The organism is Ktedonospora formicarum, assembly GCF_016587355.1.
In the GTDB taxonomy this organism is placed as follows: Bacteria; Chloroflexota; Ktedonobacteria; order Ktedonobacterales; family Ktedonobacteraceae; genus Ktedonobacter; species Ktedonobacter formicarum.
In genome coordinates, this window is sequence record NZ_BNJF01000001.1 from 1,674,719 (window position 1) to 1,701,021 (window position 26,303).

The following is a 26,303-nucleotide window of genomic DNA, read 5'->3' on the forward strand; positions in this document are numbered from 1 at the left end:
TGCCTTCCTCTCTACACTACTAGTAGCTAAGGTTATGGAAGAGAGCCTAAAGCCTTCTCTACCGCTTGCCAGAGTTGGCGATGCATCGTAACATTACTTGCCCGTTCGCTACGGACCTCGACGACTCGTAAACCTCCCTGCGTCAGACCCGTTGCGATCTCCTGCCGAAAGGCTCCCCAATCAAGGGCAAAGGTGTGATGCCCACCATACATCTGAATCACTGGCGCGAAATCAAGACCGGTAGGCGTACCAAAGAGTTCTTCAAAGTGCTCTGGGGTCGCAGCCTGAGGCAAGAACGAAAAGATGCCACCACCATCGTTATTGATCAACACAATCGTCAGATCCAACTGGTGCAAGCGAGCAGCCAACAGGCCATTGAGATCATGGAAGAATGACAGATCGCCAATTACCAGAACGATTGGTGTCTTTTTAGAGGTGGTTGAAGTCGCCGCGCTCGCACCTAAAGCGCTAGAAATAATGCCATCAATCCCATTCGCACCGCGATTACCCAGTACACGAATTGCCTTCCTCTGGCACCAGAAGAAGGTATCAAGGTCGCGCACCGGCATACTATTTCCGACAAAGAGCGTTGCATCTTCAGGAAGTAGCTCGCTAAGCTCTGTAAAGACGCGTCCCTCAAATGTAGCAGTAAAGTCCTCAATCGAGGTAAGAAGTGTCTGGCGCGTTAACATATCGGCCTGCCGCCATGCTGAGAGCCAGGGTGTAGTATCTGTTGCCAACGGCTCTGGAAGCGCATGCAAGAGGTCGCGGCAGAACGCCAAAGGATCGGTATGGAGCATCGTACTTACTAGCTGGGTTGGGTCATGCCAATCATTCTGGGAATCAATGACGACTTGTTCGCACTCGGCATAGCGCTGCATATAGAGCAAGAATGGCTTGGCAGTAGGCATAGGTCCAAAGCGCAGCACTACTTCTGGCTCATAGCGCTCCGCGAAGGAGCGCAAACGTAGGAAAGCATCATAGCTTGAGAGCACGTTCTGATGATCAATGTGAGCACACCGCATCTGTGAGAGCGGATCAGCAAGCATAGGATAGCCCAAACGACTCGCCAATGGAAGGAGCGCCTCGGCCAGCCCAGCGGGTGGATTCGGGCCGACGACAATAAGGCCGCGCTCGCGACGTTGCAGGCGCTTAGCCAACGCAAGGATCGTGCTCTCGGGAAGCGGGCCAAGGGGCGCGTCCTGCACAGTAACATAAGGAAATTGGTCGGCACGACCCTGCCAGGCAGTTGGTTCGCGTTGCGCAAGGGGGGGCAAAGGATTAGCGGGTTGGGGATCTTGTGTTAGCGGCTCTCGAAATGGTAGGTTCAGGTGAATTGGTCCTGCCGGAACAGCAAGCGTCTGAGCCGCAGCGCGAGATGCTAACGTACGCACGTAGCGTAGAGCCGCATTGCTCGCCTCGGGAAGTGCCACATCCATATACCATTTCGTATGGATTCCAAAGAGGCGATTCTGATCAATGGCCTGAGGCGCGCCACAATCACGTAGTTCAGGTGGGCGGTCAGCGGTAAGAACCAGTAGAGGAATGTGCGTCAGATGTGCCTCAACCACAGCAGGCAGGAAGTTGGCGGCAGCGGTCCCAGAGGTACAGAAGAGAGCAACAGTCTCACCCAGAGCCTTCGCCAGTCCGAAGGCAAAGAAGGCAGCGGAGCGCTCATCGATATGGAGCCAGGACCGAATGTGTGGTGTTTGCGCGAAAGCATAAGCCAGGGGAGTTGATCTGGAGCCAGGGCAGTATACTACGTGGCGAACACCCGCGCGAGCGAGTTCCTCCACAAAAGCCTCTATATAGGCATATGTGGGATTCTGGGGCATTGGATATTTACTTGACTGCATAGGATATGTGCTTCATGTCCTCTCTACCGGAACATTTTTTATTAGAAAATTCGAGCGCACTAGCGCTAGACGTAATCAGCGGCATTGATTTTCACACAAGACCATAGTCAATCTAAAACTTATTCTTCATCTCCCAGGCTACGGAGCATCACTGGCAACTTCCAACCTGTTTCAGTATACTCCGCCTCGGGATCAGAACTGGCAACGATCCCATTACCAGCAAAGAGTGTCGCCTTGGAACCTGCAAGTAGAGCAGAGCGTAATGCAACCGCGAATTCACCATCACCATCGACATCAACCCAACCTACAGGACCAGCATACCAACCGCGATCCAGTTCTTCATGGGCACGAATCTCTGAGAGTGCGACCTCGCGAGGCACTCCACCAACTGCTGGTGTAGGATGCAACCTGGAAACAGCTTCAAGGATAGTACGACCTGATCGTAAGGTACCTTCAATAGGTGTCTCGAGATGTTGAATATTCTTTAGCTTGCGCACGCGAGGAGCTTCAGCAATTGTGACTTGCGAGCACAACTCATGTAAAGCATCACGAATCAATTCTACAACAAAGTAATGTTCGTGGCGGATCTTGGCTCCATAGAGCTGCTCCTGACTGATGAGCTCATCCTCTTCAGGAGTGATACCACGAGGAGCAGAGCCCGCCAGAGCCATTGTAAGCAACTTTCCGCCACGCGCGCTGACAAGACGCTCAGGTGTCGCGCCCACAAAATAACGCTTGCCCCGTTGGAACGCGAAGACAAAAGTATCAGGATAGCTCTGACGTAAACGATAGAGGGTCGTCTCAATATCAAAAGGGCCATCAGGATGATGAGCCTCCACCTGGCGGGCAAGTACAATCTTTTGATAGGCTCCCTGCCGCATTTGCTCAATGGCCCGGTCCACAATCGAGATCCATCTGGAAGCAGGAAGAACTTCCTGTTTGCGCAGGCGCACTGTCTGCAAGCTGAGCTCTTCAAGCTGTTGCGTCGGAAGATGCTCGACAATATAACTCAAACGTTGAAAGAGCGCCAGTATTTCAGTGGTCTGCAACTCAAGCTCATTGGGAATCACGTCGGGCTGAATAAAGATATGGAATGAGAGAGATGCCTGTCCATCCTCAAAGCGATAGAGTAATTGAGGCAAAATCAGTAAGCCAGGGGGAAAATCTTGCCAGAGCGCGGTCCCCTGACGCTGCGGATCAAATGCGAATCCACCAAAGAGGAGAGGACGTGAAGCCGGAAGCGAGGACGAGGTCGTCTCTGTCAGTGTAAAATCACGGAGCACACACAACGCCTCAGTAATCTCCTGAAAACGCTTGCCACTGGTATCATCGGATGAGATAGAGAGTGCACTCCCAACGCCAACCAATGCCTGCTGACTCGCAGGCTTCTCCCAGAAGAAACGCTCACCCATTTCCAGGATCTGGAAAGCGCGGAATATCTGAAGTGCGTCGCGCGGCTTCACTGGAATTTTCAGCATAGTCAAAATAGAATGTTTATGCTGACGTGCACGTGCCGCAGCCCGCTGTAAGAGATTGAGAAGGAATCCACGCTCGCAAGCAATAGGCCAGGCGTGTGTAGTATCAGACAGTGGCGTTGCTCTATCGGAAAAGACAGTCTCCATAAATCATGTGTCTCCAACTATACTTGCGGCGTCGTTCCATGGGCGCATTCATGAATATAGCTCTTCTCATAGGACAGACAAATACACTCAAAACATATATTTCGGTCGCTGGGTAAGAGTAGTCAACCAGGGACCAAAGGCGTGGCACATATGTATAGGCGCTGACTCACGCGCAATGGTATGCATCTATGCCTATCCTTCTATCACAGTCGTCTCACGGACGCTTCATCAATAGAGCATATGGGCAGCGCAAGCTAAAATGGATTCGTGCCAATAGTACCAGCAAGGCCAGCGAATGGCAATTGGGGCTGTTTGATGGCAGCGTCATCCCTGGAGGGAGGGAAAAAGCCAGAAAGCAGTGCCCGTCGTATTATAGCACGCTGTCTCTAGATATGCATTGAACAGGGCATATCAAATCAAGGCTCAGCACAAGCCATCTGAGAAGGAAGGTACTGTTAAAAAGAGGGGCAATACAGGCGAAGCGAACCACCATTCAGATGATATTAAAGGCTACATAGCATGACAGGCATACTACTTCTGTGGGAGCTCGACAAAGAAGATAGATCCTTGACCTGGAAGCGATTCACACCAGATTCTCCCATCATGACGCATCACAATATCTTTCGAGATACTTAAGCCCAGACCCAAACCCTTCTTTGCCGATGCCTCTGCGTCTGGTGTACGATAAAACGTATCAAAGACTTTATCAAGCTGGTCTTGAGCGATTCCCTGACCGTGATCTCGTACGCCAATCAGCACTTTGCGCATAGTACGTTTGACAGTAACCTGCACGGGACATCCTTCGGGCGAATACTTCACCGCATTGCTGATCAAATTCACTAGAACCTGTTCAATACGATCACGGTCAACAGACACAAACGTAGCCTGGTTGGGTACCGTAAGCTCTATCAGACGCTCTGTTAATAAGTGCTGATCATCAACAACTCGCTGACAGATTTCATTGATATCCAGCTTTCGCTTATGAAGCGCCATTTTGCCTGTGCGAATACTGCTCACATCGAGCAGTTCCTCTATGAGCGTTGTCAGCCGTTCCGTTTGCCCATTGATTCGTTCAAGAGAGAGGCGCATATCCTCAACGTTCACCTCATGCTCCTGTTTAGAGAGGCGGCGCAAGGCAAGTTGAGCCTGTCCTCGAATCGTTGTAATAGGCGTTTTTAGCTCATGCGAAGCAATCGAAAGAAAGCGATCCTTCAATTGGCTCGCATCCTCTAGCTTCTGATTACTTATTTCTAATTCTTCAGCATACTCCTTCAATTCCTGTTCAGCTACCAGGGTATTCCAACGCGCCCGCTCCCTCTGTGCCGTAATCATAGCGACAATGACCCCAGAAATCAGGAAGGGGAGAATTTGCATTCCATCCTGCCAGTTCTTCCAGAGAAAGTCCTTATCAAGTGAGACAAAGAAGTAATCGATATACAGCGTCCCAAGCAATACCGTAAAAAGCGCTGGAATCGCACCCCAAAAGACAGCCACAAACAGGACAGGAATGAGAAGCAGAGAGCCAGAAAAATAGGCTCCATCCTTCCCAAACCAGCCATCAAGCGCTTGCAAGCCCCAGCCCATCAAACCAACAAACAATATGCTTAATAATGTGCCGATAAGAGGGTGTCGCCACTGGGGAACAGTAGCCATAAAGCTTTTACGTAGTTCGGCTCGCTGTTCAAATGTCATACGTCGTACAGGTATTCCCTGACGATTCAAGTAGACATCTTTCCGTATAATTTTCGTCGCTATCCTATCCATCCCTGTAGCAACTCCTACAAACGCCCTTAACCGTGTTAGTGATATCCTCAATCCAGATGGCAAGAAAAACTAGGCTCTTGCTAAGCGCTCATTTTCTACACGCATACTCGCTTCTTGCATACTTGCATCATGCATTGCGATCAAGGGAACTTCAGGGTGTAAGCGAGAGAAATGATGCAATTCTAGCAACGTCTGTAAGGCTGTAGCCTTATCACAAGTCACCCCATTCCAGAAAATAGGGTGCGGTGTTGTAGGATGAAGATAGTTCTCGGCAACGTGGGCGGCATCACCCACGAAGAAGAGGCGCGCGCCATTCGCACGGTTCACAAACATGCCAGTATTGCCTGGAGTATGCCCTGGTAGCGGTACTAGAACAATTGACCCATCACCAAAGAGGTCCAGACTAGAGCGAAAACCCTCATACTCTGGGCCATCAAGGTCGAAGCATGAGAGCGGGCTCCCTTCCATCAATCTCCAGACAAGGCCCTTATGTAATGGAATAATTCCTTGCTTGGCGGCATCATACTCCACACGATTAACGCGTAGAGGCAGGCCAACAATGTCAGGCACCCCACTCACATGATCCCAATGCAAATGCGAGAGCAATGCAAAGTCGAGGTCCTCAGGTTTTACTCCCTGCTCATGTAAGGCTCCCAACAGGCTCTGCTCAAGTGTGAAACGAGCTAGGGTTCGCCGGAAATAAAATGATTGCCCCTTTAAATGGTCATAAATATCGCCACAGAGACCAGTATCATACAGGAAGTTACCTCGCGGATGCCGAATCAAGACAGCACTATACGCGATCCTGCGCGGTTTGAACGAGAGCGAACCCCGCACCATAGTCCACTCAGGCCAGGTAACACTTCCGCAACGGAGAATGCTCACTTCGACATCTGGGAGATTCGCTCCTTTGCTCAGAGTCTCTACCCCGGCATTCCCCCTTGGCAAGACCGCTACGTTCAAACGAGGTGGTAGGAAACTCTTGACCGCTGCCCCAATACCAAGCGCTGTCAACGATACCGCTCCCCAGGCCAACCATTTATTGATTCTTTTAGGCTGCATATGCTTCTCCCAACCTAACTTGTTATAATGCTATTCCTCTTGCCGCGCCAGGGGTAATTCTAGCCAGAATGTCGACCCTTGCTCAGGCGCACTCTGCACCCCAACCCGGCCTTGATGCAATTCAACGATTGTGTGACTAATATACAGTCCCAGTCCCAGACCGACACCCGACCCACTAAGCACATGGATACGCGGACACTGATAAAAACACTCCCACACACGCTTCTGTTCTTCCTCAGTCAGCCCTGGACCATGGTCTCGCACTTCCAGGCGTACCCATCCATTATGTAACATTAAAGTGATGTCGACATCATTCTCTGCGGCTGAATATTTCAGAGCGTTGCTCAGAAAACTACTCACGACCTGCGAGATTCGTCCCGCATCAGCAAAGATAGGTACAGGTTCATTTACGGAAAAGACCCTATGTATTGTACGTCCTATATGGATCTTTTGTTGCTCACTTATAGCTAGATCGATCAGCTCACATAGGTCACATGGCTCTTGCCGCAAATAAGATTCCATGCGCCCTGTTTGAATACGCGAGATGTCAACCATATTACTGACTAACTGTGAGAGTACACCAATCTGTCGCTCAGTTCGACCCATCAATTCGCTTGCGACCGAGACCTTTTCAATGACTTCAGGCTCTGTTGTTTTCATTAATTGTAAGGAGGCCTTTAAGCGCCTCATAGCCAGTTGGACATTCACTTTAATTGCGGTCAGAGGTGTACGCAGTTCATGGCTGGCAACACCAATAAATTCCTCCATACGCTGATGTGCCTCAGTTAGGAGTTGCTGCTGTGTAGCCTGCTCATCAATATCAGTGCCAATATTGATCCATTCACGGCCTTGCCAACCACGGGCAGGTACTGCGCGAACGGAAAAATGCCGATATATGCCGTCATGACGGCGCAAACGGCAGACAATTTCGTAAGGTTTGCCCGTACTAACTGCGTTATGCCAGATATGCTCAAACCATTGCAGATCTTCAGGATGGACTGTCTCTAATATGTCCTGCCAACGTCGTTTTGTTTGAGGCTGTCCTGTATAAGCATGCCAGGCATCTACTTGCCCTACCATATCCCCTTCGTCATTCACAATCCATATCATTTGCGCTAAAGCGGCTACAAGAGAGCGATAGCGTTCTTCGCTCTCTTGTAGCCTGCCTTGTAGATTACTTGATTTAAGCCTATTCTTCTGTGACAATTCCGCACTATTCTTTGTAATCATACGGCGACCGGCTTTCATATTTGAATTGAAATGCCTCCGTGAGATATCCAACCACTGCGCCTCATATATGCTTACTACTTAGTTCTGTCTGGCACTTCATTAATACTTAAATGCATTCACTCACGCCCATCTTTAAGCTTCAGAGATGGCAAATAGCCCTTGCTATTTCTGCTAGACGCAAGCCGCTCATTATATCTTAGATATGTTTTACACGGCTGAGTTCAATAATTGGATACAAAGCCTGAGTCAGTGTCGGGCACAAAAAAATCGGCTGGGAAATCCCAGCCGATTTTTTTGTGCCCGACATTAGGCATCGTTTCTGACCGCATCTAACGGTCGAACCACTATCTTGTTCTCCTCAACATCCAGGTATACCTGTTGCCCACTAGCAATTTCATCAGCCAACAAGGCATCGGCTAGCGCATCATCGACATACGATTGAATGGCACGGCGCAATGGACGCGCACCATATTCCTCGTCAAAACCCTCGTTGAGTAAGAAATCGCGAGCAGCGTCACTCACTACCAGCTCGATTCTCTGCTCACTCAAGCGTGAACGCACCTGATTCAGCAGCAGTTCAACGATAGGATAGAGTTCCTTCTTAGTCAACGAATTAAAGACTACAATCTGGTCAATACGGTTAATGAACTCTGGTCGGAAGACTCTCTTCAGGCCCTCTAAGGCCTTGGAGCGCATTGCCTCCTGCTGCTCCTCGCGTAACGCTTCTCCTCGTTTGATAGAGAAGCCAATGCTCGCAGCCCGCTTCAAATCAGATCCACCAACATTGCTGGTCATAATCACCACGGTATTCTTGAAATCAACCGTGCGACCCTGCCCATCAGTCAGGCGACCATCATCCATGATCTGTAACAAGGCGTTGAAGACTTCAGGATGCGCCTTCTCGACCTCATCAAAGAGGATAACGCTATACGGACGGCGGCGAACCTGCTCTGTCAACTGTCCACCATCATCATGTCCAACATATCCAGGAGGGCTACCAAACAGGCGCGAGACAGTATGGGGCTCCATGTACTCTGACATATCAAAGCGGATCATATGATCTGCCCCACCAAAGAGTTCGGACGCCAGAGCTTTTGCCAGCTCAGTCTTACCCACACCAGTTGGACCCAGGAAGAGGAAGGAGCCAATCGGGCGCTTTGGATCTTTCAGACCCGCTCGCGAGCGACGAATGGCACGTGCCACAGCCGCAATAGCCTCATCCTGTCCGATGACATGCTTGCGCAGATCTTCTTCCAGATGGCGCAGGTTCTGACGCTCGCTCTCCAGCATCTGGCTCACAGGAACACCCGTCCAGATCTCAACAACCTTCGCAATATGCTCAGGCGTTACGATCAGAGAGACATCTTCCTGGGATTTGCCACGTGCGTCATTCAGCTTCTCCAGTGTCAGAAGTTCCTGCTGACGCAGCATTGCAGCCCGCTCATAATCCTCGGAGTTCGCGGCGGCTTCTTTACGCGACTGAATATCCGCCAACTCTTTCTCAAGGTCCGCGATCAGCGTTGGGCTCATAATACCCTTTTCGCTCGCCTCAAGGCGCAGAGCCGAGCCAGCCTCATCCATCACGTCAATAGCTTTATCCGGCAGGAAGCGGTCATTGATGTAACGATCCGATAACTTGACTGCGGCCTCAATGGCCTCATCCGAGATACCTACACCATGATGCGCTTCATAGTTGGTACGCACCGTCCGCAACATATCAATCGCCTCTTCCACATTTGGCTCTCTCACCACAATTGGCTGGAAGCGACGCTCCAGGGCGGCGTCTTTCTCAATATGTTTGCGATACTCATCAAGCGTAGTCGCGCCAATACAGCGCAATTCACCACGGGCCAGAGCAGGTTTAATCATATCGCCAGCCCCAACCGCGCCCTCAGCAGCACCAGCTCCAACAACTGTATGTAGCTCATCTATGAAGACGATGGTATCGGGATTATCACGTAGCTCTTCAAGAATAGATTTGATGCGCTGCTCAAACTGGCCTCTGAACATAGCTCCGGCGACCATACCGCCAATGTTCAGCGAGACAATGCGCTTATCTTTCAAATTAGGTGGTACATCGCCGGCCTGAATGCGGCGTGCCAAGCCTTCAACAATCGCGGTTTTGCCCACACCCGGCTCACCTATTAAGACTGGATTGTTCTTCTGCCTACGGCCCAGTACCGTAATCATTCGCCTCAATTCTTTGGCACGCCCCGCGGCAGGGTCTAGTTTTCCTTCTAATGCCTCGGCGGTAAGATCGCGTCCATACTGGTCCAGGGTTGGAGTTTTACTCTGCTTCCCCTGGCGTTCAGCGGTCGCTGTATTCACGCCACCCGACCCACCAGAAGATTTCTGAGAGTTATTCGCGAACCCAAATGGGAAAGGAGCACCAGGAATATCCATGCTCTCAAAACCACCCATCTGACCCATCGCGTTCATTAATTCATCGACACACGACTGGCAGAGGTAGTGTGACTCACGTTTCCCATCAACCATTTGGTCAACACGAACACGGGCGGGATTTTTTCGGCATCGTTCACATTTCATTATTTATTAGCTCCTCATCTTTCTCAAGATAGGGGGTGATTCCCTTCAGCGAATAATTAGCAAATGGGTCGTTGGATTGCTAAAAGTATAGCATACTTCTATTGCTCTGTCTAGCACTCGACCAACTTGATTGCTAATCACTGTTTATAACGTCAGAATACTGACTATTATTCCCGGGATACGATGTTTTCTTTTACTCGGAGGACTGGTTCATAATGTAGCAGTGCACTTCAGCACTGGTAATCTCTATAACGCTACTGACTATCCACCTATTCCCGATTCCTCTTCCATAGCATCCCTGCTTGTATAGCAGCCAATATATTACGGTAAATAGCCCTTGCTTTTTGTACGAATGGAAAACATATAAAGATACTCTCTATAAGGAGGTGCACAACCCCCTGATTCTTAAAGAGAGGACATAATCCATATCGACAGACAAGGGCTCTTCTTCAGATCACCTCTTCCAATCACGCTTATGTCCATTTTCGCTACATGCTGGTGAGAACGCACTACCATTGCCCAAAACAAAATCTATTAGAGGCTATATGGTTGGTTAGCCACCACACGTATCTCTCAGTAGCAAGATTTGCCAATTATAGCTAGTACTATAGGAAGCATCTTAGGGGCGCTGGTTGGGCTCTTTGGCTATGTGTTTACTGTGGCACTGATCATGGGCAAGCAATTCAATGGGAAAGTATAAAAATCTGAGAACTCCTCGCGAAATGTGCAGCACCTTTTTCATAGCAACGAGAGGAAACAATCTTCACACGCAAACAACTCACAGGTGAACGAACAACTATGTTTCCATGACAGAAGATGAAGGAGATATGGTATAGTCAAAAGCAAAAGGAGAATTTGAGCAAGCCAAAGGAGATTGCATGGATTTTGCTTATTCGCAGAAAGTCGATGCGCTACGGCAGCGCATAAATGACTTTATGGAGCAATTTATTTACCCACATCAGCAGACCTATCGCGAACAGATCGCCGCCTCAGGCAATCCACACCACCATGCCGAGATCGTCGATGAATTAAAAGAACGGGCCAGGCGAGAAGGGTTATGGAACCTCTTCTTACCTGATAGCGAGCACGGCGCGGGACTTACAAATTTGGAATATGCCCCACTCGCGGAAATCATGGGACGTGTTCCCTGGGCCTCAGAGATCTTCAATTGCGCGGCTCCCGATACGGGCAATATGGAGATCCTCGCCCAATTTGGTACAGAAGAGCAGAAACAGCGCTGGCTCCATCCCTTGCTAAAAGGCGAGATTCGCTCCGCCTTCGCGATGACCGAGCCAGATGTCGCCAGTTCAGACGCGACGAATATCCAGCTTACCATTACCCGCGAAGGTGATGAATATGTGCTTAAGGGGCGCAAATGGTGGATCTCAGGAGCCGCGCGCGAACGCTGCAAGATCTTCATCGTCATGGGAAAGACCGATCCCCATAACCCGGTCACTCATCAACAACAGAGCATGATTCTTGTACCTCGCGATACCCCCGGACTCACAATTGTCCGCAGTTTACCCGTGATGGGCTATATTGATAATGAAGGCCATTGTGAGCTAAGTTTTGACAATGTTCGCGTTCCTGGTAGCAATTTGCTTGGTGAAGAGGGCAGCGGCTTTGCCATCGCCCAGGCACGCCTGGGTCCGGGCCGGATTCATCACTGCATGCGTGCTATCGGAATGGCACAATACGCACTCGAACTACTCTGTCAGCGCGCAGCGCAACGCGTCACCTTTGGGAAGCCTCTTATTGAGCAGGGTGTGATTCAGGAGTGGATCGCCCAATCGCAGCTTGAAATAGAGCAGGCACGCCTCCTAACTTTGAAGGCGGCCTGGATAATTGATACGCTTGGCAAAAAGGCGGCCCGCGACGCGATAGCGATGATTAAGATCGTCGCACCTGAGGTTCAGACGAATGTCGTCAATCGGGCAATACAGGTTTTTGGAGCGGCAGGCTTAAGCGATGACTTCCCTCTGGCTTCCCTCTGGGCACATGGACGCACATTACATATTGTTGATGGGCCAGATGAGGTGCATAAGCGCGCACTGGCACGCTCTCTCTCGCGGCCTTATATCTCGCCAAAAACATCGTCGAAGGCACCATAATACTACTCGCCAAAGGATGGTTCTATCTTATATGGATAGTGGCTTTGCTCAAGACCCATTTCTCATGCAGCGCACACATGCTGCCGAACTCTATCTCATACGTCATGGAGACGCCATCCCTGATGCTGATGAGATCATCCCCAGCGGGATCTACGATAACCTTCCACTCAGTAAGCTTGGGCGCAGCCAGGCCCAGGCGCTCGCCAAACGTTTACAGCCTCGCCACTTTGACGCGGCTTATAGTAGCCCTCTGAGGCGCTGTCTTGAAACCAGTATCCCTCTACTGGAGATATTAGGGCTGCAAGCCACAGTTATTGAAAACATTAAAGAGGTACGCTTACACGGCCTTGTGCCACCCCCTGCTTCACAGGACGAACAAGACCTTACGTTACTGACCCAGGCACTACGCCAGCGCCAAGAGGTCATCGTACGGCGTGCTGGCACATCTGGCTCATGGGATACACTTGAAAACAGTGAGTCTTCCAAGGAGTTTCGTCAACGTGTCGTAGCGGCTCTCGATGAAATCGCAAGCAATCATCTCGGTGAACGGATACTCGTCTTCGCGCATGGTGGCGTTATCAATGCCTATGTGGCTGAGGTGTTGGGCATGGCAAAAGACTTCTTCTTTCCCTGTGCCAACACCTCCTTAACTGTCGTTCGTGTTTCAGGAAGCACACGCGTACTTTATACCTTAAATGATATAGCTCACCTGAGCACGATAGGATAGCATACAGCTACAACAAATAGGCGACGCTCTCATACCTCCGTTCTTGTACGGCTGGTATAAGCGTCGCCTCCTGTCTGCCTAAAGGGCCCGTCTCAGGCTCTTCGTTTTGCTCGCGAATTAAGCGATGGTGATACACTGCGTGTAAAATATATTCCGCAATACTCATAGTCGCGTGAGGAATTGGCGCGGCATCAGGGAAATCCTGAACATTTAACAGTACCAGCCTCTCTTCCTGTACCGCGACATCAAGGCAAAAGAAATCCAACCCACATGCCTCACCTACACTCTGAGCAAGGTACAACATCGTCTCACTCACCGACATCTCATTACTAACCTGTACCCCCCAACGGTTAAAGCGGAAAGCTCGCACCTCCTGCCCTGCCACGGTCAGACGCACCAGCGATAGCGGTCGCGCAATAGGACCTCGCACTACAAATGAGCCTGTTGCCTCCATCTCCGCTTGTACCAACATTGCTCTGTTTTCAACCCAAAGGCTATCTCCCTCGCCAGTTTTGTCGATAGGAGTAACTAGAAGCGGCCACCACTCATCAGGTAAAGTGACAAGATCGTCATAGGTCAGGACACACTGGCGCGAGACAACTGGTACTCCATACGAGGCACATGCGGCAACGATCCCATCATGATCGTGCAACAAACGCAGCGCGCGCGAGTTATTCATTGTAGGAATATGTAGAGACTCAGCAGCTTGTAAAAGCCTGAGCGCGATTTCCACCTCAGCTCCCTGCGCCTGGGAGATGCGCGCAAGACATGCGTCCCAATGCTTCAATGGGAACGCCTCAGCTGTGGTAGACAAAGACTCAAGGGACTGCATATTGACAGTATGCCCCCATCGTTCGAGTTGATCAGCAAGCGCCAGAGGTAATGGAGTAGCAATGGCGGCTTGTTCTAGAATAAAACAGAAACGCATCTCTTCTCTCCTAATAGACAACAAATAGAGTTTGTGAAAAACACCATATAATTTTTTCTCTATAACAGAGGATAAGTTTGTTCTCTTCGTCTGGAATAGCATCATAATAAAGTACTAGTATGTTTTATACTGTGAAATAGGCGACAAACACGAGGAAGAAGGCAAAACGTTCTGGAAAGAGGGACATATTCCTTCTCCGGAAACCTGAGCTCTTGGTTTGATACGAGAACCATCGAGTCCAGATTGATCGGCTGAGGCCCTACCTTTGAACGAGCGAACATGCTATAATAACGAAGCTATGAAACTTACTATGTCTCATCCTATCCGCATACAAGCAAAAGTCTCTTTTGCCCGCAATATCTGCTTCATCGCCAGTGAGCGTTACCTGCTCACTGCCGGGTAGCGAAGCCTCAATGTGCCTTTTCATTCCCCTTTTGTCAAAATCTTTGAGAGTGTAGACGCTACTTGCAGTCAAAGCCTGCTTTACCATCGTTATAGATCTTCCTCTCCGCTACACGTGAATTGTGGCTACTCAGAAGCAACCACTCGAGGATGAGGAAACGCAATAGAAAACAAGAGGAATCGACCCTATGGACTTGATGAATAAACTAGCCACGCTCGCTACGCGCTATGAGGAGCTCAATAACTTAATGGCGCAGCCCGACGTACTCGCAGACATAGCGCTTCTACAACGCTATGGGCGCGAGCAATCAGAATTGGCAGATGTCGTCGCGAAATATCATGACCTGACCTCTACCGAGAAGCAAATTCAGGAAGCGCAGGAGATGTTCAATAGCGAAGAGGGCGATTTGCGTGACCTGGCCTTCGAGGAATTAGAGCAGCTAAAAGCGCGTAAAGAACAGCTTCTAGAGGAAGTACAGGTCGCGCTCCTCCCCAAAGATATTATGGATGAGAAGAATGCCGTGGTGACTATCCAGGGTGGAGCAGGTGGTGACGAGGCCGCGCTCTTCGCCGCTGATCTCTTCCGTATGTATAGCCGCTACGCTGATAATCGCCGCTGGAAAATCGAGATCCTTGATGAGAATGAGACCGAACAGGGCGGCTTCAAGGATATTACCTTCGTGGTCAAAGGCAAGGGAGCATATAGCCGCATGAAGTATGAGGGCGGCACCCACCGCGTTCAGCGCGTACCCACAACAGAGGCCAACGGACGCATCCATACCTCCACAGCCAAGGTCATCGTGTTACCGGAAGCAGACGATGATATTCAGATCGAGGTGAAAGATACGGACATTCGCGTCGATGTCTATCGCTCGACAGGACATGGAGGCCAGAGCGTCAACACGACCGACTCGGCGGTCCGTATTACCCACCTGCCTACTGGCCTGGTAGTCACCTGTCAGGATGAGAAGTCTCAGTTGAAGAATAAGTTGAAGGCTATGAACGTGCTCAAGTCACGCCTGTGGGACCTGGAGGAGGCCAAGCGCCAGGAAGAACTGGGCAAGGCGCGCCGCTCACAGGTGCAGACGGGAGATCGTAGCGAGAAAATTCGTACCTACAATTTCCCCCAGGATCGCATAACAGATCATCGCATAGGTCTAACGCGCCATAACCTGCCTGGGGTGCTTGATGGGAACCTGGACGAATTCATCGACAACCTGATCACAGTGGATCAGGCGGAGAAGCTGCAAGGCATGTTTGCAGAGGCATAAATACACATACCGAGGAGCCTGACTCCTCAGCGATAAGACAAAATAAAAGCGTGGCGATCTTTTCCCTCATCGCCGCGCTTTTCCTTTTCATCGCATTGCAGACCCATATGTGCTGCCTCTTCCTGGCGCGTCATTGCGACCTACTGAATATGGCGGCAGCGATTTTTACTGCTCTATGCCGGTATCCTCCTTTAGTCTTGAGCTGTCTTAGGGGCAGAAGCATTTGATGCCACAGGACGACCACCATCCCCATATAAGAAACAGTTTGTCCAGTGCCCATTCCCCAGATCAGTACGTCCTGGGAAGCGCTCTTTACAGACAGGCATAGCATGTGGACAGCGCGGATGGAAGCGGCATCCAGTTGGAGGCTTAATCAGGCTTGGAATTTCTCCACGGGCAGGGAGATCAGTTTTCCCTTTACTCTTAACGCGCGTTGGATCAGGCGCAGCCGAGAGCAAGAGCTGAGTATAGGGATGCTTGGGGCGCTGGGTTACCTCTTCGCTGGGTCCCCCTTCGACCATCTGGCCCGCGTACATCACCAGTGTCTCCTCGGCAAAGTAGCGCGCGCTTGCAATATCATGTGTGATATAGAGCAAAGCCAGTTGCTCCTCATCCTTCAGCCGTCGCAGCAAATTCAAGATATCCAGGCGAATGGAGACATCCAACATCGAAACCGGCTCATCAGCCAAAAGCACCTCCGGCTGCACAGCCAGAGTACGCGCAATAGCAATACGCTGGCGCTGTCCACCACTCAACTGATGAGGATACTTCTCAATAAACTGCTCGGCAGGCGTCAGGTTCACGCGCCTGAGCAAGGCGAGAATCTGCTCGGTCTCTTCCTGGCGATTGCGCGCGTGCCCATAAATGCGTAGGGGACGACTCAGATGATACCGAATGCTATGAACAGGATTGAGCGATGCAAAGGGATCCTGGAACACCAGTTGCACATGACGGCGATAGCTCGCTAAATCCGCGCCACGCCCAAGTTTCACCGGATCTCCTCGGAAATTTAACGTTCCACTGGTTGGCTCATACAGACGTGCAAGCATACGAGCAATGGTTGTCTTACCGCTACCACTCTCTCCTACCAGCGCGGTAGCTCTGCCTGGATAGAGAGCGAACGACGCATCCTCAACTGCATGTACAGCCATAGCCGGACTCAGGATATTTAGTTGACGTAGCGGAAAATCTTTCTTTAAGTGTTCAGCCACCATGATGGGCTGGGGCGCGCCATTGGCCCGCGCGCGTGACTGAGCGGCATTGGTCACACTCATTAGGCACGACTCCCTTCTGCCAGAGACTCATACGAACGCGCTAGATCGGTGGTTGAAGGTATGCCCCGAGATGAGAGACGACTATCGTAGAGGTGGCAAGATACTAATTGCTGAGGCTTCTCTGCCGTCGCAGATTGCAAAGATGGAACAACAGTGGTACAGGGTTCGAATGCGAGAGGGCAACGCTCACGAAACGGGCAGCCCGATGGAATAGCGCGTAGATCAGGAGGCGATCCAGGGATACCAACCATCTTACGAATCGGCCCATGCAAACTAGGGAAAGCATTGAGCAATCCATAGCTATATGGATGGCGTGGATGCTCATAAATATCCTGGCTCGACGCCTTCTCGATCATCTTCCCAGCGTACATAATCGCTATCTGATCGGAAAGCTCCAACAGTAGAGACAGGTCATGAGTAATAAAGATCAGAGCAGTCGAAAACTCGCGGCAGAGGTCGCTAATCAACTGCAGGATTTCACGCTGTACAACCACATCGAGCGCGGTCGTAGGCTCATCCATGATGATCAATTCAGGGTTGAGCGCCAGAGCAATAGCGATTACGGCGCGCTGACGCATACCACCGCTCAACTCATGCGGATAACTGTTCAAGCGATCAGCGGCAATGCCCACTAGATTGAGCAGTTCAGACGCACGCTTCTTACGCTGGCTTGGACCCATGTCTGGGCGATGCGCCTTCAACACATCAGTGATCTGATCTCCAACGGTCATCACTGGATTAAGCGCGTTCATAGCGCTCTGGAAGACAATCGAGATCTCGCTCCAACGAAAAGCACGTAACTCCGACGGTGAGAGTTGTAAGACATCAATGGCCTCACTACCATTGTTCTTATTCGCTCTTCCGCTCTTTGGTAGCTTGCTCTGCACCAATGGGGAAGCCCCTTCTTCCCGGCCACGTGGATAATAGAGCACTTCGCCACCTGTCACATAGGCAGGAGGTCGTAACAAACGCGAAACCGCATAGGCCAATGTTGATTTACCACACCCACTCTCACCCGCTAGGCCCAGTATTTCACCACGACGCAATACGAAACTGACATCACGTACCGCATGTACGGCACCATTGGAGGCGAAGTAATCAACGCTCAGGTTGTTCACCTCCAGTAAGATGTCCTTTGACTGCTTACCGACAGCCGAGTCCTGCATTATTTCACCACTTTCTTGAGCTTGATATCCCTGGGAATCGGTTCAGCGCGCAGGCGCGGATTAGCGATCTCATCAATACCAAAATTGATGAGGGCCAGTCCCGAGCCCAGTAATGCAATGCAGATACCGGGTGGAACAAACCACCACCAGAGACCAAGTATCAAAGCGTTTGTTTTCTGAGCCCAATAAAACATCCATCCCCAACTAACGGCGTTGAGGTCACCCAGGCCCAGAAATTCTAGCGATGCTGATGCTAGAATAACATAAATCGTCGTACTTACAAAGCCTGCGGCAACAATTGATATTTCATTGGGCAAAATCTCAAAGAAGATAATGCGCCAGGTCTTCTCGCCACAAGCTCGCGCGGCAACCACAAACTCACGACTCCGCATAGAAAGCGTCTGCGCGCGCAGCACGCGTGCGCCCCAGGCCCAACTCGTCAAAACGACGATCAGAGCCACCATTTGAGGACCGCGCGGAAAGTAGGACGCCAGAACAATCGCCAGAGGCAATGCCGGAAGCACCAAAAAGATATTTGTCACCAACGAGAGCACTTCGTCAACCAGACCACCGAAGTAGCCACCAATCAGGCCCACAATAATAGAGAGGCAGGTCACCGCGACCCCGGTAATCAGACCCCACATAATCGAATTACGCGTGCCATAGACGAGTTGACTAAAGATATCTTGGCCGGTCACAGTCGTCCCGAGCCAATGCGCGGCAGAGGGTGCGGCCTTGGAATCATTGGTTAGCAGGGTAGGATCGGTATGCACGAAAAAGGGGCCAAAAATCGCAGCCAGAATAAAGAAGGCCACAATGGCGCTCCCAACCGCTACTTTCTTATTGGAGGTTAGAGCACGCCAGAAAACACCTATGCCGCCAATCAAACGCACATGTAAGGGATTACTCAGAGGGAGAGCCACCGGGACGGCTGTCGTCAGATTCGTCTCAGCGGAAGTTTCAACATTGATCGCCGCCGTCGCCGCGATGGGTTCGTTCATATTATCGGGCGTGGGAGGCCACTGCGAAGCATCACTCATCTTACGCGCTCCTTTCCTGACGCACACGTGGATCAAGCATCGTGTAGAGCAGATCAGCGAGGAAGTTCGCTCCCAGCACAGCCAGAGCGATAATCAGGAACACGCCCTGAACCAGCGCGTAATCTTGCCCCTGCACAGCTTGCAGCAGCGTATAGCCGATACCGGGATAAGAGAAGACAATTTCCGTCAATAACTGGCCACCAACAATTGTCCCCAACGAAAGAGCAAAGCCCGCGACGTTAGGTAGGATCGCATTACGAGCGGCATACGCCAACATGACACGCCTGGTATGCAGGCCCTTGGCGCTTGCCATCAGCACATAATCCTCGGAAAGTGTCGTAATCATCGAGTTACGCATGACCAGCAGCCAACCCGAAACGGAGGAGAGCACAATCGTGAGAGCAGGCAGAATTCCATGATAGAGAGCGCTCCCAATAAAGTCGAAAGTCCAGCCAATATCTAGCCTGGTATCAAACCCATCGGAGAAGGGGAACCAGCCTAGAGTGTACCCAAACACATACACAATCAACAAAGCCAGCCAGAAATATGGAATCGAGGCCAGAAAGGTCGTCGCTGGAGCGAGAAAGGTATCCACAAATGAGCCACGCTTCCAGGCCATAACAACGCCAAGCAAACAACCAAGGCCAAAGCTCACGAGCACTGCGATAGCACCCAGAATGATTGTCCACTCAATTCCCTGACCGATCACATCTTTGACCGGCGTAGGATAGTTGGTGAGCGAGATCCCCAGTTGCCCATGCAGCAAATCGCCCAGATATTTAAAATACTGTATATAAAGAGGATCGCTATTATTCAAACCGAACGCGGCTTGCAGGGCCTTGGCCGTCTCTGGCGCAAGGTGGCCTTGCCGCTCAAAACGCAACATCATCGCTTGAGCAGGGTTACCTGGAGCCATGCGCGGAATGAAGAAATTCAGCGTGACTGAAGCCCAGAGAGCTATACAATAGAATAGAATGCGACGCAGCAGGTGACGCATATCGGTACTCCTTAGTAGCATACGTGCCCAACCCGCACATGCCAGGATAATTCAAGGATTATCGGACACTCCTCCAATTTGCGGTGTAAAGAGGATGCGGTAAGAGAGGAGAAAATGGAGATGGTCATGGGTGACCATCTCCACGCGTCTCGGATAGACTATGCCGCTGGTGTCAGGTTCAAGACAACAATCAAGTTGTCAGGAGCGGAATAGGCAGCACCGACAGCATAAGGGTTGTTCTTATCAGGCCAGCCAGTGAAGTTCTTGGAACTATACTCATACCAGGCGGCAGCATTCACCAGAGGTACTACTGGAAGCTTTTCAGCAAAGATCTTCTGTAGACCCATGATAGCTTCCTTCTGCTTTGCCGGGTCAGTTGTAGAAGCATAATCGTTCAACAACTTGTCGGTTTCTTTGTCGTTCCACTTCTCCCAGTTAAAGCCATTAGGAGAGAGGTTGGCACTATTGAGGTGTGTATTGTAGAGGTAGTAAGGTGTGGGGCCACCGAACAGACCACCAATCAGCATCTCATACTTACCATTGTTACGAGCATCAAAGTATGCGGTATCCTGGATCGCATTGATGTTGACATTAATGCCGATATCTTTCAGGTTCTGCTTGATCACCTGGCACATCTGTTCCCAATCGGTCCAGCCAGAGACCACGGTCAGATCGAAAGACATCGCTTTACCACTCTTGTCGGTGAAGTTGCCATCAGAGCCTTTTTTGTAGCCCGCATTCTGAAGCAGTTGAATGGCCTTGTCTTTGTTAGCGGTTGTCTGCGCGTTCGCATAGGCAGGATCGAGGAAATCCTTGTTGTTTGGCAAGATCAAGCCAGTGGTGCTCGCAGGCTCAACGTAACCACTCTCAGCCTGCTTTGACAACTGTCCGCGATCAAGCGCGGCACTGATCGCCTGGCGAACCGCTACATCATTGAAGGGGGCCTTGGTCAGATTGAGGTACAGACCAAAGACATCGGTTGGAGTCATCCAGTAGTGGTTGTGCGCAGGATCTTTCGCAACAAAGGTGCTGTCCAGGTCAGGCGCGAAGAAGCTGCCCCAGTCGATCTCACCTTTCGCCAGCTTCAACTGTAAGGTGGTATTGTCTTTGACGGAGGGATAGTCCAGTTCGTCAACTTTGACCTTATCAGCCTGCCAGTAAGAGGGATTCTTGTCGTAAATTAGCAGTTGAGCTGAGAACTTCTTCAGCTTATAGGGACCAGTTCCAACGGGATTCTCGTTAGCATAGGTCGTAGGGTCGCCAGCACTCTCGAAGATATGCTTAGGGACGATGAAGGTTTGCCCGGCAATGTACCAGAGCAGAGGAGGATAAGCCTTTTTGAAGGTAATCGTCACGGTTTTGCTATCGGACGAGCTGACGCTATCCAGATAACCGCCAGCCCAGAGGCCAGAAGAATCGGCAGCTTTATACTGCTTGAGCATATTGAAAGTAAAGACAACGTCGTCTGCGCTAAAGTCTTTACCATCGTTCCACTTAACACCATCGCGTAAAGTGAAGGTCAATTGCTTGCTATCGTCGCTCCATTTATAGCTTTCCGCCAACCAGGGTTTGCTAGAACCATCGATCTTGTTGAAATAAAAAAGGGTTTCATAAACCATGCCCTTGATACCCTCATTAGCAGTAGGGTTGTAGGGGCTAAGTGCCTTGGTAAAATCGCCACCAACATGTGCGCCAATGTTGAGGATGGAATGCTTGCTCCCCTGAGTGGAACCCCCACCACAGGCGGCCAACAACAGAGCCATTAAAACCAACATTGAACAGAGCCACATGCCAACACCCGTCTTTTTGCGTGACAGCAATGTCCGCAACCGAGATGAGACAGAAGACATGAAAGACCTCCTGACGCCAAAGGGCATATCTGCCCATGCATGAATATTCTTTTCCTTATAAGAAAACCCAAGCGCGTCCTTATTGAGGCGAACCCTAATGTGCCTCAACGGCAAGCTCAGATGTTCGGTAAGGAGTCCGCGCTAGCCGTGACAGCGGCGTTGGTTTTCGCATAAGGCTTCAACAAAGAAAGGACGAGATCTCCACAATGAGACAGGCAAACCCGCATAGTTTGCCACATAAGATCGGTAAGCGTCTGGATAATCGATTCTATTTGCCCTAGCATGTACAGAAGAACAGCAAGCCTAAACATGAGATAGTTCGCCACGGCAAAATTATCGAATCACATATGGACACAAGGACAACTCGACAAAATCTTCTCTATGCAAATTAGTCGTCTAATGCAGCCACCCATACAGGTACTGCGTCTTCATCAATCCTTTCTACTGAAAGCCTGCGAAACTTGTCAGACCTATAATTCCAACCCAGGCTCTCCCCTTTCTATTAATTCGAGAGGAGCTTGAAGGTCTTGCTAGTACTTTAACTCTTCTTTCCGCAAATGTCAAGTCATCTAGACCACTAGACCAAGATTTACAACCTTTACCTATTCTAAAGACAGATAATACACCATTACGCCCTGACACCTGTTCTCAAGTGGTTTCAAGGCCTTTCTTAATACATCCTTACTTACCAAAAAATCACAAAATGTAGATCCATTTGTGAATTAATGTCTTCATAATACTACGCATTATTAGCTGGTAATTATCTCGCAAATTTTGCATCTCGCGAAACTCTTTTTTTCGTCATGCATCCATGTGCTCTCAAGAAACAGAGGAACTTCAGCCATTCAGTCAGTCGTCTAGACCACTAGACCATTTAATATGCTATAGTAGAGAGTAAGCCACTATCAACTATTACCACTCATACAATTCAACACCGGAGGTTGCGAATGTCATCGCTACTGGAACAGGAAATATATAGTCAGCCAGAAGTTATCGCGCGCCTACTCGATCAAGAAACGCGCCACATTGAAGAGATCGTCAACAAGTTACCGCCATTTGACTATGTTCTGATTGCTGCCCGTGGCTCATCCGATCACGCTGCGACTTACGCCAAATATGCCTGGCCGATCATGGCAGGCTATCCTATCGCGCTCGCCGCCCCCTCTCTGCACACGCTCTACCATAAAGCCCCACGTATGAATGGAGCCCTGGTCGTCGGTATCTCGCAGTCGGGACAATCACCAGATATTGTCGCGGTCCTCGAAGAAGGAAAGCGCCAGGGTCGTCCAACGATTGCGATTACCAATGATGGCACATCCCCTCTGGCTGCTGCCGCCGACCACGTGGTGGAATTGCACGCCGAGCGCGAACGTAGTGTGGCGGCAACCAAGACCTACACCGCCCAACTGGCTGCCATGATGATCTTCGCCGCAGCCCTGAGCGGTGAGAAACAGCGTCTGGCGGAGATACAGCGGTTACCCGATGCAATGGCGCAAACATTGGAGGGTGCAGCAACTCTCACACAGCGCACCGAGCGCTATCGCTATATGGAAGAATGCGTTGTAATTGGTCGCGGCTACAATTATGCGACAGCCTTTGAGCTTGGCTTAAAATTAAAGGAACTGACTTATGTGATGGCAAGCTCCTATTCATCGGCAGACTTCCGCCATGGTCCCATCGCTACCATCGATAGTGGCATGCCTGTCTTCCTGGTCGCACCACAGGGCGCAACCTATGCGGATATGCTTGAACTAGCAAAGGATTTGAAGAAGCGCGAGGCGGAACTCCTTGTCATTTCAGAGGAACAACAAATCCTGGATCTGGCAACCACCCAGCTTTCACTCCCGGCTGCGATACCAGAGTGGCTCAATCCCATCACAGCGATCCTACCAGGACAGGTCTTTGCCCTTCATCTTACACTAGCTAAAGGGCTCAATCCAGATGTGCCGCGTGGCTTGAATAAGGTGACACTGACCCTCTAGCATTTCTCCCTATTCACTTCTTGCACCAGCGATAGGCACTCAGATACAAAGAGGGGATGACGCAGGTAGATTTACCAGCATCATCCCCTCTTTGGGAGCTACTATTTACTGCTCAAGCAAAGCCAAGCGCTCATCCCAGCCATTCTGTGCATAGACAACTTTACCTTGGCGGATCGTGGCCTGCAAAGCGAGCGACTCATCAAGAATAACAAAATCAGCATCATAGCCCTCCCGGAGAAGGCCCTTGCGATCAGCAACCTTAATTGAGCGTGCAGCATTGTAAGAGAGCATGCCGGATGCTTCTTGTAAGTTGACACATGTCATCTCCAGAATATTCCGTAGCCCCTGATCTAGTGTCAAAATACTTCCCGCGAGTGAGCCATCCTCAAGACGAGCCGCCCCACAAAGCGCACGCGCGATCTGACCTCCGAATTCGAAGACACTATCAGGAATACCAGCTCCCGCTTGAGCATCTGTAATAACAACTGTTCGCTGAGGGCTGAGCATCTTCACCAGAGCAGACATAACTGCGGGATGCACATGCACACCATCAGCGATCAACTCGCCTGTCACATGCTCGGATTGAGCCACAGCGGCCAGTGGTCCTGGCGCCCGATGTAGTAGAGGTTGCATGGCATTAAAACAATGCGTCATGTGTGTTATACCCAGCTCTATTGCCTCCTGGGCCTGATCATAATTCATGTCGGTATGCCCCATGCTCATTGTCACGCCCGCAGCCAGGAGGCTCTGAATCATCTCGCGTGCTCCTGGAAGCTCAGGCGCAATGGTCACCAGTTTCAAATGTCCATTCGTCAATTCAAGCAATCGCTCTGTTTCCTCGGGTTTTGGTATACGGAGCCAGATTGGCGGATGCGCTCCACGCCTTTTCTCATTGATATAAGGGCCTTCCAGAAAAATACCCAATGGCTCAGCCCCCTGACGGTCGTGTTGCCACTGCTCAATCGCGCTTGCAGCAGTCTGGAGTTGAGCTTCCGGCATACAATTGGGAGTACCAACAACAGCTACAAGAAACGATGTAACACCAGTCGAAGCAACCCAACGCGTATAGTTCTCGATTTCTTGCGCGTCAGTGGTATGGAGATTATGACCTCCTCCGCCATGCGTATGAACATCAATAAAACCTGGCAAAATGAGCATCTTCGAGGCATCAATTACATTCCCACTATCTACTTTCGCATGCTGTACCGCTTGAATGGTTCCATTTTCGATGGTCAGATCCCCTGAAGCCACATCCATAGTGGCATCTACTAGCCGGGCACCCCGTAGTGTAAATGACATGAATTACTCTCCTTAAAGTAAACAAATACATGGACTGACCTCAATCCACACTTAGACCAATTCCTTAACATGTATCGCACATAATGGGTAAATACTCAAGTCTCCCCTATTTCTCTACTGAGTAGCTTGACGTTCCACTCTATTTATGAGATTATTGGGAAGGCTAGCTGGTATATACAACATACCAATTATACCATCTCGTCGTTTGCTTCATGCAGATCAGCAAGCACACTGGCACAACCATAGCCATCATCCAGCCTAGCAACGCAGCTAACCATCCGCTTCAGAGGGCATCTATTGGCTCCTGAAGCTCTGATCGGAAAAGGTATGGAACCAACTTTCATGCATCACCATAGCCATAAAAGCCCCTTGCCGCGCTACTATCAGCTCAAGGAAATCATGCGCGAAAAAATCATCTCTGGCGCGTGGAAACCAGGCGACCTTATTCCTTCTGAACGAGAACTAGGCGAGCAATATGGTATCAGCCGTATGACAGCACGCCAGGCCATTACTGAGCTAGTAAACGAAGGGATGTTTTATCGAGAACAAGGGAAGGGCACATTCGTAAGCCGCCACAAAATCACGCAACAGCTCATTCGCCTTACTGGTTTCACGGAAGACATCAGCGCACGGGGACAGGCCCCTGCCACCAGAGTGCTAAATGTCACCATGATACCCGCCGACGAAAACGTTGCAGAACATCTGCGTATTCGCGTAGGCTTACCAGTTTTACGCCTTCAACGTTTACGCTTGGCTGACGATGAACCCCTCGCAGTAGAACGCTCCCATCTCTACTTCATAGGCTGTGAACAGCTTGTAGATGATGATTTGGAGCATCAATCACTCTATCGCTTGCTTGAAGCAAAGTATGGCATTCAACTCATTCAGGCGGAGCAGGAACTCGAAGCAGGCCTTACTAACGAAGAAGACTCAAAGCTTCTCCATCTCCCTATAGGAAGTCCGGCACTCTACACACGCCGCACAACCTACACGAATCGAGACCAGCCCATCGAGTACGCACGCTCCATCTATAGCGGAAGCAAGTATACATTCTATACGCATATGATGCGTAACCAACTGGTCCTTTAAACGCGCTCAGGGCTACCGCGGAAAACCTGAGCACAGGCGTGAAAGTGCCTTATATTTTCATATCGTCCTTAACACGCACAGACTTT

19 protein-coding genes are annotated in these 26,303 nt (G+C 50.4%); 6 read left to right on the forward strand and 13 right to left on the reverse strand.

The window, feature by feature from the left end:
• Positions 1-32 precede the first annotated feature (32 nt).
• Together menD and K3T82_RS07250 are read right to left on the reverse strand one after the other, a co-directional pair.
• Positions 33-1,856 (reverse strand): 2-succinyl-5-enolpyruvyl-6-hydroxy-3-cyclohexene-1-carboxylic-acid synthase, encoded by a 1,824-nt coding sequence (gene menD / locus K3T82_RS07245; protein ID WP_220192812.1) that lies wholly within the window; start codon positions 1,854-1,856, stop codon positions 33-35.
• 119 nt (positions 1,857-1,975) lie between these two features.
• Positions 1,976-3,478, reverse strand: coding sequence for an isochorismate synthase (locus tag K3T82_RS07250; protein ID WP_220192813.1), 1,503 nt, complete (start codon positions 3,476-3,478; stop codon positions 1,976-1,978).
• 188 nt (positions 3,479-3,666) lie between these two features.
• Here K3T82_RS07250 and K3T82_RS07255 point away from each other — a divergent pair, with 188 nt between their 5' ends.
• The gene (locus K3T82_RS07255; RefSeq protein ID WP_220192814.1) at positions 3,667-3,879 is read left to right on the forward strand and encodes a hypothetical protein; all 213 of its coding nucleotides are present in this window, start codon (positions 3,667-3,669) and stop codon (positions 3,877-3,879) included.
• Positions 3,880-4,009: 130 nt separating this feature from the next.
• On the opposite strand, the gene K3T82_RS07260 is transcribed toward K3T82_RS07255, so the two are convergent.
• The 4 genes from K3T82_RS07260 to K3T82_RS07275 form a co-directional block, all read right to left on the reverse strand.
• A complete protein-coding gene (locus K3T82_RS07260; RefSeq protein WP_220192815.1) occupies positions 4,010-5,242 on the reverse strand; it encodes a sensor histidine kinase in 1,233 nt (410 codons plus the stop codon).
• 69 nt (positions 5,243-5,311) lie between these two features.
• The gene (locus K3T82_RS07265; RefSeq protein ID WP_220192816.1) at positions 5,312-6,304 is read right to left on the reverse strand and encodes an MBL fold metallo-hydrolase; all 993 of its coding nucleotides are present in this window, start codon (positions 6,302-6,304) and stop codon (positions 5,312-5,314) included.
• 30 nt (positions 6,305-6,334) lie between these two features.
• Complete coding sequence (locus K3T82_RS07270) at positions 6,335-7,534, reverse strand: PAS domain-containing sensor histidine kinase (RefSeq protein WP_220192817.1); 1,200 nt, start codon at positions 7,532-7,534, stop codon at positions 6,335-6,337.
• 306 nt (positions 7,535-7,840) lie between these two features.
• Positions 7,841-10,081, reverse strand: coding sequence for an ATP-dependent Clp protease ATP-binding subunit (locus tag K3T82_RS07275; RefSeq protein WP_220192818.1), 2,241 nt, complete (start codon positions 10,079-10,081; stop codon positions 7,841-7,843).
• Between the two features lie 878 nt (positions 10,082-10,959).
• On the opposite strand from K3T82_RS07275, the gene K3T82_RS07280 reads away from it, so the two are divergent.
• On the forward strand, positions 10,960-12,192 hold the full coding sequence (locus K3T82_RS07280; protein ID WP_220192819.1) for an acyl-CoA dehydrogenase family protein: 1,233 nt from the start codon (positions 10,960-10,962) through the stop codon (positions 12,190-12,192).
• A gap of 31 nt (positions 12,193-12,223) precedes the next feature.
• Positions 12,224-12,919 carry a histidine phosphatase family protein gene (locus K3T82_RS07285; RefSeq protein WP_220192820.1) on the forward strand — a complete coding sequence of 232 codons (696 nt, stop codon included), beginning with the start codon at positions 12,224-12,226 and terminating at the stop codon, positions 12,917-12,919.
• 7 nt (positions 12,920-12,926) lie between these two features.
• Here the strand turns inward: K3T82_RS07285 and K3T82_RS07290 are convergent, their stop codons facing one another.
• Complete coding sequence (locus K3T82_RS07290; protein WP_220192821.1) at positions 12,927-13,847, reverse strand: ATP-grasp domain-containing protein; 921 nt, start codon at positions 13,845-13,847, stop codon at positions 12,927-12,929.
• A 596-nt stretch (positions 13,848-14,443) separates the two neighbouring features.
• Between K3T82_RS07290 and prfA the strand changes: the two genes are divergently transcribed.
• Positions 14,444-15,520, forward strand: coding sequence for a peptide chain release factor 1 (gene prfA, locus K3T82_RS07295; RefSeq protein ID WP_420799295.1), 1,077 nt, complete (start codon positions 14,444-14,446; stop codon positions 15,518-15,520).
• A 191-nt stretch (positions 15,521-15,711) separates the two neighbouring features.
• Here the strand turns inward: prfA and K3T82_RS07300 are convergent, their stop codons facing one another.
• From K3T82_RS07300 to K3T82_RS07320, 5 genes are all read right to left on the reverse strand, one after another.
• Positions 15,712-16,794: an ABC transporter ATP-binding protein gene (locus K3T82_RS07300; RefSeq protein ID WP_220192823.1), complete on the reverse strand. Its 1,083-nt coding sequence runs from the start codon at positions 16,792-16,794 to the stop codon at positions 15,712-15,714.
• Complete coding sequence (locus K3T82_RS49020) at positions 16,794-17,960, reverse strand: ABC transporter ATP-binding protein (protein ID WP_220192824.1); 1,167 nt, start codon at positions 17,958-17,960, stop codon at positions 16,794-16,796. The genes K3T82_RS07300 and K3T82_RS49020 overlap by 1 nt, the downstream gene beginning before the upstream one ends.
• Entirely contained in the window at positions 17,960-19,000 is a 1,041-nt protein-coding gene (locus tag K3T82_RS07310; protein WP_220192825.1) for an ABC transporter permease, read from the reverse strand. The genes K3T82_RS49020 and K3T82_RS07310 overlap by 1 nt, the downstream gene beginning before the upstream one ends.
• A gap of 1 nt (position 19,001) precedes the next feature.
• Positions 19,002-19,997, reverse strand: coding sequence for an ABC transporter permease (locus tag K3T82_RS07315; protein WP_220192826.1), 996 nt, complete (start codon positions 19,995-19,997; stop codon positions 19,002-19,004).
• 158 nt (positions 19,998-20,155) lie between these two features.
• Positions 20,156-21,847, reverse strand: coding sequence for an ABC transporter substrate-binding protein (locus K3T82_RS07320; protein WP_236031038.1), 1,692 nt, complete (start codon positions 21,845-21,847; stop codon positions 20,156-20,158).
• 947 nt (positions 21,848-22,794) lie between these two features.
• Here K3T82_RS07320 and K3T82_RS07325 point away from each other — a divergent pair.
• The gene (locus K3T82_RS07325; RefSeq protein WP_220192827.1) at positions 22,795-23,829 is read left to right on the forward strand and encodes an SIS domain-containing protein; all 1,035 of its coding nucleotides are present in this window, start codon (positions 22,795-22,797) and stop codon (positions 23,827-23,829) included.
• A gap of 105 nt (positions 23,830-23,934) precedes the next feature.
• Here the strand turns inward: K3T82_RS07325 and nagA are convergent, their stop codons facing one another.
• The gene (gene nagA, locus K3T82_RS07330) at positions 23,935-25,128 is read right to left on the reverse strand and encodes an N-acetylglucosamine-6-phosphate deacetylase (RefSeq protein ID WP_220192828.1); all 1,194 of its coding nucleotides are present in this window, start codon (positions 25,126-25,128) and stop codon (positions 23,935-23,937) included.
• 342 nt (positions 25,129-25,470) lie between these two features.
• On the opposite strand from nagA, the gene K3T82_RS07335 reads away from it, so the two are divergent.
• Entirely contained in the window at positions 25,471-26,217 is a 747-nt protein-coding gene (locus tag K3T82_RS07335; protein WP_220192829.1) for a GntR family transcriptional regulator, read from the forward strand.
• Positions 26,218-26,303 lie beyond the last annotated feature (86 nt).

What these genes read in the sequence shown, in the direction of transcription:
- menD (WP_220192812.1), bottom strand. Translation starts at nt 1,856, where the DNA reads ATGCAGTCAAGTAAATATCCAATGCCCCAGAATCCCACATATGCCTAT.
- K3T82_RS07250 (WP_220192813.1), bottom strand. Translation starts at nt 3,478, where the DNA reads ATGGAGACTGTCTTTTCCGATAGAGCAACGCCACTGTCTGATACTACA.
- K3T82_RS07255 (WP_220192814.1), top strand. Translation starts at nt 3,667, where the DNA reads ATGCCTATCCTTCTATCACAGTCGTCTCACGGACGCTTCATCAATAGA.
- K3T82_RS07260 (WP_220192815.1), bottom strand. Translation starts at nt 5,242, where the DNA reads ATGGATAGGATAGCGACGAAAATTATACGGAAAGATGTCTACTTGAAT.
- K3T82_RS07265 (WP_220192816.1), bottom strand. Translation starts at nt 6,304, where the DNA reads ATGCAGCCTAAAAGAATCAATAAATGGTTGGCCTGGGGAGCGGTATCG.
- K3T82_RS07270 (WP_220192817.1), bottom strand. Translation starts at nt 7,534, where the DNA reads ATGATTACAAAGAATAGTGCGGAATTGTCACAGAAGAATAGGCTTAAA.
- K3T82_RS07275 (WP_220192818.1), bottom strand. Translation starts at nt 10,081, where the DNA reads ATGAAATGTGAACGATGCCGAAAAAATCCCGCCCGTGTTCGTGTTGAC.
- K3T82_RS07280 (WP_220192819.1), top strand. Translation starts at nt 10,960, where the DNA reads ATGGATTTTGCTTATTCGCAGAAAGTCGATGCGCTACGGCAGCGCATA.
- K3T82_RS07285 (WP_220192820.1), top strand. Translation starts at nt 12,224, where the DNA reads ATGGATAGTGGCTTTGCTCAAGACCCATTTCTCATGCAGCGCACACAT.
- K3T82_RS07290 (WP_220192821.1), bottom strand. Translation starts at nt 13,847, where the DNA reads ATGCGTTTCTGTTTTATTCTAGAACAAGCCGCCATTGCTACTCCATTA.
- K3T82_RS07300 (WP_220192823.1), bottom strand. Translation starts at nt 16,794, where the DNA reads ATGAGTGTGACCAATGCCGCTCAGTCACGCGCGCGGGCCAATGGCGCG.
- K3T82_RS49020 (WP_220192824.1), bottom strand. Translation starts at nt 17,960, where the DNA reads ATGCAGGACTCGGCTGTCGGTAAGCAGTCAAAGGACATCTTACTGGAG.
- K3T82_RS07310 (WP_220192825.1), bottom strand. Translation starts at nt 19,000, where the DNA reads ATGAGTGATGCTTCGCAGTGGCCTCCCACGCCCGATAATATGAACGAA.
- K3T82_RS07315 (WP_220192826.1), bottom strand. Translation starts at nt 19,997, where the DNA reads ATGCGTCACCTGCTGCGTCGCATTCTATTCTATTGTATAGCTCTCTGG.
- K3T82_RS07320 (WP_236031038.1), bottom strand. Translation starts at nt 21,847, where the DNA reads ATGTCTTCTGTCTCATCTCGGTTGCGGACATTGCTGTCACGCAAAAAG.
- K3T82_RS07325 (WP_220192827.1), top strand. Translation starts at nt 22,795, where the DNA reads ATGTCATCGCTACTGGAACAGGAAATATATAGTCAGCCAGAAGTTATC.
- nagA (WP_220192828.1), bottom strand. Translation starts at nt 25,128, where the DNA reads ATGTCATTTACACTACGGGGTGCCCGGCTAGTAGATGCCACTATGGAT.
- K3T82_RS07335 (WP_220192829.1), top strand. Translation starts at nt 25,471, where the DNA reads ATGCATCACCATAGCCATAAAAGCCCCTTGCCGCGCTACTATCAGCTC.